Origin of the sequence: Paenibacillus alginolyticus DSM 5050 = NBRC 15375 (assembly GCF_000422905.1) — a bacterium.
In the GTDB taxonomy this organism is placed as follows: Bacteria; Bacillota; Bacilli; order Paenibacillales; family NBRC-103111; genus Paenibacillus_E; species Paenibacillus_E alginolyticus.
In genome coordinates, this window is the sequence record NZ_AUGY01000004.1 from 39,063 (window position 1) to 53,522 (window position 14,460).

Here is a 14,460-nt window from a genome sequence, read left to right on the forward strand (position 1 = left end):
CAATAATTAACTAGACAGACTATTATCAAGTATGTATTATACTTGTATAAGGTTTGTATAGTTATTGAAATGCTTCAGGAAGGAAGTGGGCCTCAGGATGAGTTTAGGTAAAGTTGCGGTGATAGGCGCAGGACCAGGCGGATTAGCAGCTGCAATGGAGCTCGCTGGACGGGGCTATCAAGTGACCGTATATGAGAAACAGCCCTACATTGGGGGAAGGACCTCACGTGTACAGCTAGGCGAATATAAGTTTGATCGTGGTCCGACCTTCTTCATGATGCCACAGCTGCTAGAAGAGATGTTCCAGTCCGTGAATCGTTCTTTACACGATTATGTGAAACTCATTGAGTTAGATCCGCTATACCGACTACAGTTCGGTGATGTTCATTTCTCACCAACACGCGATGAAGCGCAAATGCTAGAGCGCATTGAGGAGCTTTTTCCTGGCAACGGCCAAGGCTATTTACGTTTTATGAAAGAGGAAGGCGAGAAGTTTAACCGGGTGTCACCCCTGTTGCAAAGGCCTTTCGGCAAGCTAAGTGACTATATCTCTCATGATGTGTTTCAAGCGTTGCCACGTCTTAATGCGATAGGCAGTGTGTATGATAGACTGTCGCGTTATTTTTCAGATGAAAGATTGAAATACGCATTTACATTTCAAGCCAAATATTTAGGCATGTCCCCGTGGGAATGCCCAGGTACATTCACGATTTTAGCTTATTTGGAGCATAAATTCGGTCTGTTTCACCCCATTGGCGGTGTGAATCGTGTCTGTCAGGCAATGGCGGAAGTGATTCGCGAATATGATGGCGTCATCGCAACCTCCTGCAGCGTGAAAAGAGTACTGAGCAAGAACGGAAAAGCAGTCGGGTTGCTTTTAGATAGCGGTGACAAAATAGATGCCGATCATATTATCATTAATGCCGATTTTGCAACGGCGATGAGCCGGTTATTTGAACCGGGGGAGCTTCGTAAATACAGTCCAGCTAAGCTGGCAAAAAAGAAATATTCCTGCTCGACCTATATGATGTATCTTGGGGTGGATCGAGAAATTAAAATGCCCCATCATACCGTGCTTTTTGCTGAGAACTATCGAGCGAATGTACATGACATTATGACAAAAAAGGTGCTGTCACAGGATGCATCTATCTATATACATAATCCAGGAATTATTGATGCTTCCCTTGCTCCACAAGGGAAAACCGCCCTATATGCCCTCATGCCTGTGCCCAATTTGAGTGCGAATGTGAATTGGGATGAGCAACAAGAACGCGTGAAAGAGGCCATGCTTAACCGTATGGAGCAAGAGCCTGAGCTGAAGGGATTCTCCTCACATATCAAAGAAGAAGCCATAATATCACCATTACATTGGCGCAATGACCATGATGTCTATGAAGGCGCTACCTTTAACCTAGCCCATACCTTGGATCAAATGATGTTGCTGCGCCCCCACAATCGTTTCGAGGAGCTCGGCAATTGCTGGCTCGTTGGGGGAGGGACTCATCCGGGAAGCGGGCTGCCAACAATTTTCGAATCGGCTCGCATCTCAACACGCTTACTGATGGCACAAGACAGTAAGGATCGCATCAGAGTCGGCGGCGCTGCTTCACCCATCCACAAGCAGAAGGAGGCAACCCAATGGAAGTAGCCTTTGTTGGCGGTGGAATTGGAAGCTTAACAGCTGCACTCCTATTGAGTAAGCAGGGGAAGAAAGTGACCATTTATGAAAGAAACACGCGGCTTGGCGGAAGATTAGCCTACCAAGAAGGCGGCGGTTACCGGATTGATCAGGGGCCAACGATCGTTCTCTTGCCGGAGATGCTGCTTAGTATTTTGGAAGAGGCAGGGATTGAACGTTCACGTATTCCGCTACTTGAATGTGATCCGTTGTATCGCATTCATTATGCGGACGGGACTGTTTTTCACAAATGGCGGAATAAACGAAGGCAGATTAAAGAGTTGCAACGATTGTTTCCAGAAGAAGTTGAAGGCTTTCAAAGCTATATGGAAGACATGGAAAAAGCTTTTGTGCAAGGGAAAGAAGCGTTTCTGGAGAAGCCGTTCTTGCGTAAGCGTGAGTTCTATACGTTGCGAAACATATCCCTATTAACAAAGCTGAAAGCGTATAAAAGTGTTCGTTCATTTGCAGGGAGATACTTTCGTAATGAGAAACTGCTTGATGCTTTCTCTCTACAAACCTTATACATCGGCGGGGCACCTTTTCAATCCCCGGGACTATATACGTTGCTCCCCTATGCTGAGCATGCGTTCGGTGTTTGGTATGTCAAAGGCGGTTATGCCGGCTTAGTTACCATTCTTGAAGAGGAGCTACGCAGAAGACACATCTTGATACGCACAGAAACGTCGATAGAGGGATTAGTGATGGATGCTGGTCGTTGTGTAGGTGTAAAAGTAGCAGATGGCGGCGAATATAGACATGAGGCCGTTGTATTTAATGGGGACTTTCCTCATCTTACTAAATTGCTTCCGAAGGATACTGTGCCTCAGAAAGCTTATAAACCGTCATCCGGCACCATCCTGATCTATCTTGGTCTGAAAAAGCAGTGGGTACAAACTGCAGTCCATCAGTTCTTTCTCCCACAGGAGTTAACCCATGGGTTGAAGGACATATTTATGAAGAATAAACTGCCAAAGGATCCATCCTTTTATATTTTTTATCCAACAGCAATTGATCCAGATGCTGCTCCCCCGGGTGAGAGCGTGATGTATATGTTGCTTCCATCACCACCACACGGTTCCGTAACTTGGGAAGATGAACTGCCAGCGCTTGTTGACCATGTCATTGATGAAGCTGAGAAACGAGGATTTCCTGGTTTAAGAGCGGCGATTCAGTGGAAGGAAGTTCGATCACCTAAGGATGCGGAGTCGGAGGGGCTTTACCAAGGAGGAAGTTTCGGCATTGCGCCAACTTTTGGTCAATCAGCGGTGTTTCGACCGCAAATCGTACCGTATCCCATTGAAGGCCTGTATGCTGTAGGCGCATCTGTCCATCCCGGCGGTGGTATACCTATCGTGATGCAAGGCGCTAAACTGCTTGCCAATCATTTGTTAAAGGAGTGATGGGATGGAACTTGCAACCTGCTTATCCCAATGTGAAGCTATGATTCAGAAGGGCTCATCTTCGTTTTACAATGCCTTTCGTTATTTGCCAAGTCCAAGGCGTGAAGCTGTTTATGTGATTTATGCATTTTGCCGAATCATTGATGATGCGGTGGATGAACCAGACCTTTCCCCATTTACCATTGATGAGATAGAATCAAAGTTTACCCACCTGGAGGAGGCTGATAGACATTTCATTTGGCCATCCTTACGGTGGTTATTTGCGACATTCCCCGTGACGAAAACACCATTTTTCAAACAAATGGAGGGGCAACGACGTGACTTCACACTAACCCATTATGATTCGATGGATCAGCTAGAGGAATATTGCTATCTCGTTGCAGGAACAGTGGGAGAAATGCTGCTACCTGTCCTGCATGACCATCCAGATAAGAACATCGTAGAGGCTGGCATTTGGCTGGGTAAAGCGATGCAAATTGTAAATATTGTACGTGATGTTGGAGAGGATCAACGCCGCGAACGCCGCTATTTACCCCTTGATTTATTTGCTCGTCATGGCTACAGCGAAGAAGATTTCCAAGAGGGTGTGATTGACGAACGCTTTCGTCAACTCATTCAAGAGCTGGATGAACGATCTCGCAGTTGGTTTATCCGTGGGATGCAAGGCATTGAAACGTATGCTCCGCAGAGCGCTTTTTCTGTCGAGTTGGCGGCCAGCCTTTACGCAGCCATTCTTGATGAGGTGAGAGCTGCCGATTATCAAGTTTTCACAAAGCGGGCTATTGTAGGATCGCTAAGTAAACTCAAGCTGTACGCAGAAATAAAGAAGAAGTATATGTTACTCTCCGAAGCCAATGAAAGGTCTGCGGTATCCCTATGATTCGACTTGTTTTTATCGTTTGGTATCTCGTAGGGCTCCTGCTGATGCTAACAATTGGGGTCCCCATTTGGCTATCGTTCTCGAATGGGCTTTTTCTTGTATTCTTTGCTCTCTACGCCTCTAGCCTTGAAACAAGGCTAGGCGAGAAGCCCATCGTAAGTTGGGCGAGAATTATATTTATAGGCGCTATGACCTTTCTGATAGAAGAAGTAGGCGTAAGAACCGGATGGCCATTTGGGAAATACAGCTATACGGATGTACTTGGCGTTTCGTTAGGTCATGTTCCACTGGCTATTCCCTGTGCATGGATCGGCATCCTTATAGCTGTCGTTAACATGATAACGACGACGAATCGCTGGCTGCGAGCATTATATATGGGGACATGGACAGTTATTTTTGACATGGTCCTGGATCCGGTGGCTTTCGCTCGACAATTTTGGGTATGGCAGGAGCAGGGTGACTTCTATGGAATTCCGGCAACCAACTTCGTGAGCTGGTTTGTCCTAGCTGCGCTCATTTCGCTCTTGTTTCCTAAACAACGTCCATCGAAGTACATACAGCGTGAAGCTGTTCGTCTGGTTCAAGCGATGCTGCTTATGTTCGGACTTTTAGGTACCAAAGAGGGTTTATGGATACCTTTATTGATTGCAGTTGCCGGCATCGTCCTGGCGCAAGGAGGGATAAGGGTTGATCGCATCCGATACAAGCAGATGGTTTAAATGGGTTTTCAGCCACTATAACGAACGCTATTTGTTACAACGCCAATTCCACGCAATTGATATGCTCGGTGACATCGATCCGGCTCCTCAAGGACGGCCAGTGCTCTATATGATGAATCACAGCTCATGGTGGGACGGATTGATTGTATATCACGCCATTGTTCGTGATTCCAGTCGGGAGCATTTCATGATGATGGATGAAAGGCAGATGTCACGCTATCGCTTTTTTCGAAAAATAGGAGCTTTCTCGATTGACAAGACGTCAAATCGTGGTTTGATAGAATCACTGCACTATAGTGAGCAGTTGTTGAAGCAGGGGCATGGCGTGTGGTTATTTCCTCAAGGGGATATCCAACATCTGGAACATCGACCACTTCAGTTTCAAAATGGGATAGGCTACTTATTGGAGCGTTGCCCTGAAGCAATCGTACAGCCGGTAACTGCTTATTATTCCCTCGGTCTTCATCAGAAGGCTGATGTTAGTCTATTATTTGGAAGTCATATCCAACAAGATTGGTTGATAGAAAACCGGAAACATAGGACGGCAAGGCTCCGCTCTCGGTTGGAGCAACAGTTGAATGATCATCGTGACCTAGTTATCGATGCGAATGGCGAGGCAATAGTTGGAGCACGATCACTCCTGCAAACTACGCGTTCAACGAATGAAAAGTACGATGCTTGGAAGAACGGGGTGGCAAAATGGACATCTTTCTTTGGACGGTAGCTGTAGCCTTGTTGCTGCAGCTTTTATTCGTTATTTGGAACCTTGCACAGTTGCCTTCTCTTGGTGGAAATGGGAGAGGGCGGGCTTGGTTGGATAGGGAAGGGATGAGCATTGGGGGATTGGTGCAGGCTGAAGGAGCAGTGCGCCAGGCAGAGGGAAAAGAGGCAAAAGAGTTAAAGCCCCGGCTGTCGGTGCTTATTCCCGCACGCGATGAAGCGATGAACATCGCAGCGTGCTTGCGATCTGTCCTGGTGGAGCCGTCCCCTCACCTGGAGGTGCTGGTGTTGGACGATCGCTCCACCGACGGCACCGCCGAGGCCGCAATCCTCGCGGCGGCCGGCGATCCTCGCGTGCGCGTCCTGCCAGGGGCGGCTTTGCCGCCCGGCTGGCTTGGCAAATCGCACGCGTGCCACCAGCTCGCCGAAGCTGCGCGAGGCGAGTGGTGGCTCTTCCTCGACGCCGATGCGCGTCTCGCGCCAACGGCGCTTGCGGCTGCGCTGGACACCGCACTCGCGCAGGGTCAAGGGCTCGTGACCGGTTTCCCCATACAGGAAACCGGCACGTGGATGGAGAAGCTCATCGTTCCGATGATGAGCTTCTCCATTGCCTGCCATCTGCCGATACGACTCGTTCGGCAGTCGGCAGACCCCAAGTTCGTCGCCGCCCACGGTGCTTTTCTGCTGATTGCAGCAGATAGCTACAGGGCGACAGGCGGGCATGCCGGCTTCAAGGGTCATCTCGTCGATGATATGCAACTAGCCGGCGCCGTCAAAAAAGCTGGGCTCCCCGTCACCCTAGCTGACGTCCGCCCCCATATCACCATGCGGATGTATCAAGATGCCGCTGGGGTATGGAATGGCTATAAGAAAAATATTTTCGCAGGTGTAGGACGGAATAGCCTGCTTCTAACCGCAATGTTAACCATCTATGGACTTCTCTATCTCATTCCACCAGTGATGCTAATCATCGTTATAGCACTACATGTCATGGGATTTCCCTCAGAATGGCTATCACATGCATTCCTTCCTAGTGGGCTAGGATATCTAATCGGAGTATGTATAAAAGGGGTTATTGATCGAAGAAGCGGTCAGCCATGGTGGCTGAGCTTTTTTTTACCAGCCAGCATCTGCATGCTGTCTGCGATTGCATTAGCTTCGTGGCTGGCAAGTTTCACTGGCAAGGGTTACGAGTGGAAAGGGAGGCGTTACTCATGAAGAAAGTCATTGTCATCGGTGGCGGTTTAGGCGGGTTGTCTGCGGCGATCCGGCTAGCACATGCAGGCTATCAAGTCACCGTGCTGGAACAGCAGCCAACATTAGGAGGCAAGTTGCAGCGTATCGTGCTTGGCGACTATTACTTTGATCGAGGCCCTAGTACGATAACCATGCCACATGTCTTCAAGCAGGTCTTTACAAATGTCGGTCGACGGATGGAGGATTATGTGACATTTTATCCGTTGGATCCGGGCACACGGAATCATTTTCATGATGGAAATTCCGTCGATACATCCTCCGATTTGGCGAAAATGGAAGCTCAGATTGCCGTGTATAGCCCGGCTGATGCGAAACAATTGAGATCCTTCATGAAAGAATCCGCTGCGCTGTATCAGCAGGCTGATCGTTTGTTTATGAATCGGCTGTTGTTATCGTGGCGGGATAAAGCCGATTGGCGTCTGTTAGCTGGACTTTTGCGGATTCGACCGTGGTTGACATTGGATCGCTTATTGAGCCGTTATTTCAAGCACCGCAATACCTTAGCCTTATTCGGACGCTACGCCACTTATGTGGGTTCGGCTCCGAGACATGCACCTGCTATTTTCGCTATGCTTGCTCATTTAGAATTACAAATCGGCGTATATAGCGTTCAAGGTGGTACCTATCGCATCGTAGAGGCATTCCGCCAGTTGGCCATAGAGCTCGGTGTAACGATTCGAACATCGGTGAGGGTGGAAAAAATTTCATCATCTAACGGTTGTATCACAGGTGTGGTTGCAAATGACGGTTACTACGCGGCTGACATCGTTATCGCGAACGGAGATGTGCTATCTATTTACCAAGATTTGCTTCAAGAATCAGAGCGCCCATCGATGAGAAATGACCGAATCACCGCCTACGAACCATCACTGTCAGGGTTCGTTTCCCTCGTCGGGAGTAAGGAAACCTATGATAAGCTGCTTCATCATACGGTCTTTTTCCCTGAGCATTATGGTCGTGAGTTTTATGATATTTTTGGGCAGGGGCAGCCGGCAAAAGATCCTGCCATTTATATATGTCATTCCGGATATTCAGAGAAGGGGTTGGCGCCAGAAGGAGGTAGCAATCTCTTCATTTTAGCCAATGCACCATCGACATCACCAAGTATCAAATGGGAAGAAGAAGCCTATCTGTATCAGAGCCAGCTTTGGAGGAAACTTGAGTACTATGGTTTGGCAGGACTTACACATGATGCCGAAGTTTCAGAAACTTTCACCCCGGATCAGTTACAAACACAGACGTCTGCGTTTCGGGGGGCGATTTATGGCATTTCTTCGAATTCTGCTCGCCAAACCTTTGCCAGACCCTCCAATCAAGCTGATTTGAAAGGGTTATGGTTTGTGGGCGGTACCACCCATCCAGGTGGAGGAACGCCAATGGTCACACTGTCGGGACAGCTCGTTGCGGAAGTGATCCTTTCGAGATGACAGGCATCTCCTCCAAAGGGATCTCAGGAAAGTGTACTTAAGCATGATTACTGTTAAAAACAAAAGTGGAACCATCTATAGAACGAGTGATTTCCAATTGGCTCACCAATTCTTCGTCCTATAATGTCGCAAGGTGATTATGGGCGTGGAAGTTCTTATCGCTTCACAGTGAAATAGCTAATTGTCCAAGCAATATCACATTCCATTCAGGAGACTGCCATAGAAATCTACGCACGGATCCGTTAATCTTATACATCTACCCGTTCATTATTCTCGAATTGAAAGTTCTGGAAGCCCTATAGTCAAACAGTCATTGCTCGTAAAGCAACGTTGGAACATGCAAGCTGATACTGGAATATGATGTTATCAGGTATGTAGGTGTAAAATATGATTACTAATGACATTTATATAGAGATCTTGATGCATCTGAGATCGCTGAAGAAAACGCGGAAAGACGTGTCCTTGCATGATCCCATCGGAACGGACAAAGAGGGGAATGAGATTACTTTAATCGACATCCTTGGCACGGAGGCCGACGATGTCGTGGATAAGGTACAGCTCAAGATAGAGAAGAGCAAAATCTATCGGAACTTAGAGATTCTGGACGATCGCGAGAAGGAAGTTGTCGTTGGGCGATTTGGGCTTGAGCTTGGCGGGGAAGAGCGGACTCAGCGGGAGATTGCAAAGGAGCTGGGCATTAGCCGATCCTATGTGTCTCGGATTGAGAAGCGGGCGCTGATGAAGCTTTTATCATGAGTTTTATAAGGCGAAAAGGTAAGGGATATGAATCAGATACTTCATTTATTTGGACTCTGTGCAAGTAATGGAGTTGAAGGTTATGTCGTTAATCCATATCGAGAATGCCAGTAAATACTATACGATGGGCGAGGAAACCATTAAAGCGTTAGATGACGTCTCGTTAGATATTGATCATGGAGAGTTCCGGCAAATCCACACCGATGAACATCATCGGGTGCTTGGATATTGTAGATAAGGTATTTATGACCTAGATGGTCAAGCAATAAACGTGCTTAAGGATTCTCACCTTGCTGAGATTAGTAATCAGAAGATTGGATTTGTTTTTCAGAGTTTTAACCTGCTGCCGAGATTAAGTGTCTATGAGAATGTAGAGTTGCCTTTAATTTATCGGGGACTGAGCAAACAGATTATGGAAATTTTTAGGCGGTTGAATGAACAGGGCCGCAATCCCGAATGATAACTGAGGTGATTAGCCTGACAGCATGCAGCGATGTTACAATCAAGGACAACTTTTTTGACCACGAGGGCTCGAGCCGAGCCATCCGATTACACCAGATGGCACCCACTGCCGTATTGGTCCAACCGGCAGAGCAGATCATGGTGATTGGAAGATAGGTATTCCAGAGGCTTGTGATGTGGGGGTTTATTCCTAACACGTAAGCCCATTCTGCTCAGGCTTCGGCCGTCTGAATGGGCTTATTTGCTTTAATAACCTAAAAACCGGTTACCCGTACCGCTCTGGGATGCTTATTTTTACGGTTGTCCCTTTTTCTGGAATGCTGTCGATCTGCAAGACAGATTGTATGCCGAATAGGTGTTCTAATCTCTTTTTCGTATTGGATAACCCAATATGCCGTATGCCCGGGCCTTCCTTGTTGATTCCTTTGTCCCATATGGCAGTAAGCTGTTCCGCTTCGATTCCGACGCCATCGTCTTCAATAATGAGCGTAAGTATACCATTTTGGGCTGCTGCGGATATGCGTATCGTCCCCTTTTCGTCTTTGGGGCAAATCCCATGGAAGATGGCGTTTTCGACAAAGGGCTGGATAAGATTGCGTGGAATCAAACTATCCTGCGTATGATCGTCAATCTCCCATATCACGTCAAATATGTCGATGTAGCGGTAGGCTTGGATTGCAATGTAATCACGTAATATGCTTATTTCTTCACGAAGCGGTATAAGTGATTGACCGTCACCCATTCTTACCGCATCCTGCAGGATCCTGATAAAGGAAGCGACCATACGGACGATGTCCTCGTTCCCTTGTTTTTGTGCCATGTAAATGACGGCGTTCAAGGTGTTGTATACAAAGTGCGGATTCAACTGGGAAAGGAGAAGCTCCAGTTCCAGCTCCCGTTTCTCCTGCTCGTAACGGATCGATTCTTCCATATCAACGCGTAGTTGGTCGATCATCCGGTTAAACCCTTGTCCGAGCTTTTCCAGCTCATCTCCGGTTTGGATGGAAACCGATGTTTGCAAATTTCCGCTAGAAACAGCATTCATCGCGTGGTAAAGTCGCATGATGGGTCTTGTAATGCGAAAAATTGCTGGCATAATCAGGACAAGGATCAATATGGTACTGGCAAGTGAAAAGATGGCAAGTAAATAAATGACGATCTTCCCGCGTTCGATTAACGTATGTTGTGAAGTATAGGAGATTAGCCTCCAGTTATTTCCTGCAAATCGGTTGACCAGTAGGTAACCGCCTTTGATTTTTCGAATCCCTTCTTCTTTTTGCAATAAAGCCTCATTTTTAAGCATATCGTTCGCAGCGGGATCAGTTTGCTGCTGTTTTTTCTCATAAATGATATGATTGCTGTCATTTGCCCATAAAAAACCATCGAAATCAGTGCTTCCGAACGTCAACAGAGACTCAAAACTGCTATAATCCAAATTCAGAATCAATTGCCCGATACTGCTTCCGGATTGCTGGATATCCTTTACGTTGATGATGTAGCTAATTGTATTACTCTGAGTCACAGCATTAAAGAAAATTTGATGGGGCTCGGTAAAGCCGCTTAACTTGCCAGAAATGAGAAAATTTTGATACCACTCTTCTTTCATGCGATCGTAAATGTAGTTGTCATATCTTGCCTCGCTCCAAAACGCTTCACCATTTGGCATAACGAGAGCGAAGCTCGTCACCTCCTTGCGGAGCCCTTTATTATCATCCAAATAGTTAAATGTATCTTGCAGGAGTGAGAATTTATCAAACGTATCCAATTGTTCGTAGCTCTTAAAAAACATTTGCAGTTGATTCGAAATAATCAGGGAAGATGAAAATTTCACGACATCATCCGACATATACTGCAGCTGCCTGGCCGTCTGCCCCAGCTTTGTATTATCGTCATGAATCATCTGCTTGAGGAGAATCTTTTGATAGAAATAGTAGGTGAAGCCTGCGGCGAGCAGGAAACTGACAGCCGCTACGATGACTAACCGAATCAATATAACAGAACGCAGGCTTCTCATTGGCGGCTGCCCACCTCCCGATATTGATGGGGGAGGATGCCGGTCACTCTTTTGAATACTTGGGTAAAATGCTGCGGCGAACGATAGCCGATTCTTGCGGCGACTTCCGATATTTTAGCGTCTTCCTGACGCAAAATTCGTTTTGCCTGCTGGATCCTGTACTCCGTTACATAGTCCAAAAACGTTCGATCCAATTCTTTTTTAAATAATTGATGAAGGTAGGAGGGACTAATGCCAATTGCAAATGTGACGTCTTCGATGCTAATTTCTTCGTGATAATGCTCATGAATATAACGGAGAGCCTTCATCATTTTATTTGATAATTGGCTGGTCTCGTTCATTTGTGAGATACGTCCGCAAAGAAGATGGGTGAACCGATCGATAAGATCATCAATCTGATAAACAGGATTGTAGACCTGTATGTCAAAAGGATCGCTCTCTGCTATGCCATTTTTTGCGGCGGGCTCATTCACAAGAATGGTCAGGCCATTGATAAGATCGAATAAACCCCGCAAGTCCCACTTTGGCGTACAAATACGGCTAAAGAGCTCCTTCACCGCGGTCTCCATCATCTGGATGTTTTGCTGCTCCAAGCTCTCGTTCAGTTCATCGAAACGTATGCTGCGGCCAGAAGTGGAAGCGGATTCAATCGGTAATGGGAGATCGCCAGCACAGGCCAAAGCCTCCCGCCCACAAAAGACGGCATGCCGTGCCGCTTCAGTTACTTGGTGAAAAGATGTGTGAAGCGCAGCCGGATCAATCGTCGGAAATGTATAAAAGACCGAAAATGTCCGGTTGTAAGCATGGAATAAATGCGAGTGTATTGGTGATAAAAGCTCTCGTAGCTGTTCACGCATAAGTCCTGACACTTTGTTTCTTTGGGAAAACAACAGCACAACTTGAGCCTCATGGACAGAGAATTCACCAAACAATTGCCAATGCTCGTTATCTGAACAAAGCTTGGCGATGTCCCAGATCCATTTCGCCGTATTTGAAGGTTCGGCTTGCGCTGCCGTTAAGTGGCCGGCTGAGAACGGGGAGTCCTTCTGTATAAGCACCAGACCAAAGGGCGGTTTCATACCATGAATCTCGTAAACAGAGGGATTGTGTTCCATTCCGGTGACGAGGTTTTTTATATACTCATTTTTCAGCATTCGGCGCTGCTTCTCGTCCATTTCCCATGCTGATTTCGCTTTATTCAACTCTTGTAAAAGCTTATCGCTGTCAATTTCATGCTTAACTAAATAGCTGGAGACCCCGCCAAGTGAAATTGCTTGCCTGGCAAAGCTAAAATCCTCATAAGCACTTAGCACGATGAATTTTATGCCTAATTGCTTCTCAGAAACGGCTTGAATCAGCTGGAGACCGTCCATGACTGGCATACGGATATCTACGATCACGATTTGCGGACGCTTCTCTTCACAAATACGAAGAGCGCTCTTTCCATTCGTAGCGGTAGCGACAATTTCGTAACCATACTTCTCCCACGGGACAAGACCTATGATATGCTCGATTACAATGCGTTCATCGTCGACCAAAACGAGTTTCATGCGTTTCCCCCCCCTATTTCTAGAATTATAAGCTGTATAAAGTATTACGTGAAGAGACTGTTAAAATAATGTAGGATTGAGACAAAAATAATAGGATTGATATGTTTACGCTTACATTATGTCCAATGTATGATTGAAAGCGAATACAAGAGTTGCACTTAAAGGGAGGCTCATTCAATGATAAGGAAAAATTGGATCAAGCAATTTGGCGCAACCATGTCGGCGATTGTACTGGTTGGTTCATTGGCAGCATGCAGCAGCGGAGGCACTGCGGCCAAGCCTGCTGCAAAAGATACTTCCGCTGCAGCAGCAAAAGAAACGAGCAGCAGTGTAACAAAAGATGCCGGCGGTACAGATGCAAACGCGAAAGGCAATGAGGATTTAAAGGGTGAGTTCGTGTTATGGACCTGGGAGCCTGAGCATCCGGATGCATTGGCAGAATTCAATAAAAAATATCCGAACATTAAGATGAAGCGCGTTAATGTCGCTGCAGCAGATGTTACGAAAAAATTGCAGACGACGATCGCCTCAGGAGGAGAACTGCCCGATGTGATCCGGATCGAGCGCGGTCAAAAAGCAAAGATTTTTGACATGAACGTTATAGAGAATTTGGAGGCGGCACCGTATAACGCGGATAAATCAATCCTCTTTGACTACGATATACCCACCTTTTCCAAAGACGGGCATCTAATTGCGATCCCTGACGATATGAGCGTAGCCGGGATGGCTTATATCAAACCGCTGGCGAAAGAATATCTGGGAACTGACAATCCGGAGCAGCTGGAAGCGATGCTTCCCGATTGGAATACCTTCATTGAAAAGGGAAAGGAAATCGTCAAGAAAAGCGGCGGGAAGGTCAAAATGTTCCCTGGTCTAGGGGATGTCTATACATTCATCAAAGGTCAGCGGCCTAACTCCTACTTTGACGGCGACAAACTGAATACTAATGTTGTTCAGCAAGTTGTTACGAGTCTCGTTCAATTCCGCGATTCCGGCACAGTGGATAAGCTGGATCAATGGACCCCTGCTTGGAACGCAACGTTCGGCCAGGAGAAATACATATTTGCTATGGCACCTGTATGGGGACCGCAATATGTGATTTCGCCGAATGATAAAAAAGAAGGACGATGGGGATTAATGGTCGCTCCAGGCGGCGGTTATATTGCCGGAGGTTCTTCGCACGGCATTCCTAAAGGAGCGAAAAATGCGAAGCTCGCCTGGAAATGGATTGAATTCACATCCATGACGCAAGAGGGAGCCGCCTCACAGCATAAGGACGGTGTCTTTACTCACTATAAGAAGGCCTATGATGACCCGACATTTACGAATTGGACCTGGCCGAGCTTCGGCAGTCAGGATATCGGTAAAAAATTCTTTGTCGACATCTCCGCTAAAACAAAAGATGTATCCGAAAATGTGAACGACTTAGTGCTTAACGACGTGATGAACATTATCTTGCAAACTCTTGCCAAGGATAATTCGTTTGGCGTAGATCAGGCGATGGACAAAATTAAAAAAGAGCTGAAAGCAAAAGCACCGAACATTACGATGTAACAACTGAAGAGAAAGATCGAAGAACGGCAGGCTTCAATGG

At 46.7% G+C, this 14,460-nt stretch carries 11 protein-coding genes and 1 pseudogene; 10 read left to right on the forward strand and 2 right to left on the reverse strand.

The window, feature by feature from the left end:
• Window positions 1-97: 97 nt before the first annotated feature.
• The 9 genes and pseudogenes from G519_RS41400 (at window position 98) to G519_RS53420 (ending at window position 9,078) form a co-directional block, all read left to right on the forward strand.
• Window positions 98-1,648 (forward strand): phytoene desaturase family protein, encoded by a 1,551-nt coding sequence (locus tag G519_RS41400; RefSeq protein ID WP_036631845.1) that lies wholly within the window; start codon window positions 98-100, stop codon window positions 1,646-1,648.
• Complete coding sequence (locus tag G519_RS0102200; RefSeq protein ID WP_029193279.1) at window positions 1,639-3,081, forward strand: phytoene desaturase family protein; 1,443 nt, start codon at window positions 1,639-1,641, stop codon at window positions 3,079-3,081. The genes G519_RS41400 and G519_RS0102200 overlap by 10 nt, the downstream gene beginning before the upstream one ends.
• 4 nt (window positions 3,082-3,085) lie before the next feature.
• Window positions 3,086-3,961, forward strand: coding sequence for a phytoene/squalene synthase family protein (locus tag G519_RS0102205; RefSeq protein ID WP_029193280.1), 876 nt, complete (start codon window positions 3,086-3,088; stop codon window positions 3,959-3,961).
• Entirely contained in the window at window positions 3,958-4,680 is a 723-nt protein-coding gene (locus tag G519_RS0102210) for a carotenoid biosynthesis protein (protein ID WP_029193281.1), read from the forward strand. The genes G519_RS0102205 and G519_RS0102210 overlap by 4 nt, the downstream gene beginning before the upstream one ends.
• Entirely contained in the window at window positions 4,649-5,404 is a 756-nt protein-coding gene (locus G519_RS0102215) for a lysophospholipid acyltransferase family protein (RefSeq protein ID WP_029193282.1), read from the forward strand. Before G519_RS0102210 ends, G519_RS0102215 begins: the two co-directional genes overlap by 32 nt.
• Entirely contained in the window at window positions 5,380-6,618 is a 1,239-nt protein-coding gene (locus tag G519_RS0102220) for a glycosyltransferase family 2 protein (protein ID WP_029193283.1), read from the forward strand. The genes G519_RS0102215 and G519_RS0102220 overlap by 25 nt, the downstream gene beginning before the upstream one ends.
• Entirely contained in the window at window positions 6,615-8,084 is a 1,470-nt protein-coding gene (locus tag G519_RS0102225; RefSeq protein WP_029193284.1) for a phytoene desaturase family protein, read from the forward strand. The genes G519_RS0102220 and G519_RS0102225 overlap by 4 nt, the downstream gene beginning before the upstream one ends.
• A gap of 411 nt (window positions 8,085-8,495) precedes the next feature.
• Window positions 8,496-8,862, forward strand: a pseudogene (locus tag G519_RS41405) (sigma-70 family RNA polymerase sigma factor); the annotation flags it as partial.
• A gap of 60 nt (window positions 8,863-8,922) precedes the next feature.
• Entirely contained in the window at window positions 8,923-9,078 is a 156-nt protein-coding gene (locus tag G519_RS53420) for a hypothetical protein (RefSeq protein WP_154669527.1), read from the forward strand.
• Window positions 9,079-9,567: 489 nt separating this feature from the next.
• Here the strand turns inward: G519_RS53420 and G519_RS0102240 are convergent, their stop codons facing one another.
• The gene (locus tag G519_RS0102240; RefSeq protein WP_029193285.1) at window positions 9,568-11,316 is read right to left on the reverse strand and encodes a sensor histidine kinase; all 1,749 of its coding nucleotides are present in this window, start codon (window positions 11,314-11,316) and stop codon (window positions 9,568-9,570) included.
• Complete coding sequence (locus tag G519_RS0102245; RefSeq protein WP_029193286.1) at window positions 11,313-12,866, reverse strand: response regulator transcription factor; 1,554 nt, start codon at window positions 12,864-12,866, stop codon at window positions 11,313-11,315. Before G519_RS0102245 ends, G519_RS0102240 begins: the two co-directional genes overlap by 4 nt.
• A gap of 177 nt (window positions 12,867-13,043) precedes the next feature.
• Here G519_RS0102245 and G519_RS0102250 point away from each other — a divergent pair, with 177 nt between their 5' ends.
• Window positions 13,044-14,420 carry an ABC transporter substrate-binding protein gene (locus G519_RS0102250; RefSeq protein WP_036631847.1) on the forward strand — a complete coding sequence of 459 codons (1,377 nt, stop codon included), beginning with the start codon at window positions 13,044-13,046 and terminating at the stop codon, window positions 14,418-14,420.
• Window positions 14,421-14,460 lie beyond the last annotated feature (40 nt).

Coding starts and splice junctions, on each gene's coding strand:
- G519_RS0102210 (WP_029193281.1), top strand. CDS start 3,958: ATGATTCGACTTGTTTTTATCGTTTGGTATCTCGTAGGGCTCCTGCTG.
- G519_RS53420 (WP_154669527.1), top strand. CDS start 8,923: ATGTCGTTAATCCATATCGAGAATGCCAGTAAATACTATACGATGGGC.
- G519_RS0102220 (WP_029193283.1), top strand. CDS start 5,380: ATGGACATCTTTCTTTGGACGGTAGCTGTAGCCTTGTTGCTGCAGCTT.
- G519_RS0102200 (WP_029193279.1), top strand. CDS start 1,639: ATGGAAGTAGCCTTTGTTGGCGGTGGAATTGGAAGCTTAACAGCTGCA.
- G519_RS41400 (WP_036631845.1), top strand. CDS start 98: ATGAGTTTAGGTAAAGTTGCGGTGATAGGCGCAGGACCAGGCGGATTA.
- G519_RS0102250 (WP_036631847.1), top strand. CDS start 13,044: ATGATAAGGAAAAATTGGATCAAGCAATTTGGCGCAACCATGTCGGCG.
- G519_RS0102240 (WP_029193285.1), bottom strand. CDS start 11,316: ATGAGAAGCCTGCGTTCTGTTATATTGATTCGGTTAGTCATCGTAGCG.
- G519_RS0102205 (WP_029193280.1), top strand. CDS start 3,086: ATGGAACTTGCAACCTGCTTATCCCAATGTGAAGCTATGATTCAGAAG.
- G519_RS0102225 (WP_029193284.1), top strand. CDS start 6,615: ATGAAGAAAGTCATTGTCATCGGTGGCGGTTTAGGCGGGTTGTCTGCG.
- G519_RS0102245 (WP_029193286.1), bottom strand. CDS start 12,866: ATGAAACTCGTTTTGGTCGACGATGAACGCATTGTAATCGAGCATATC.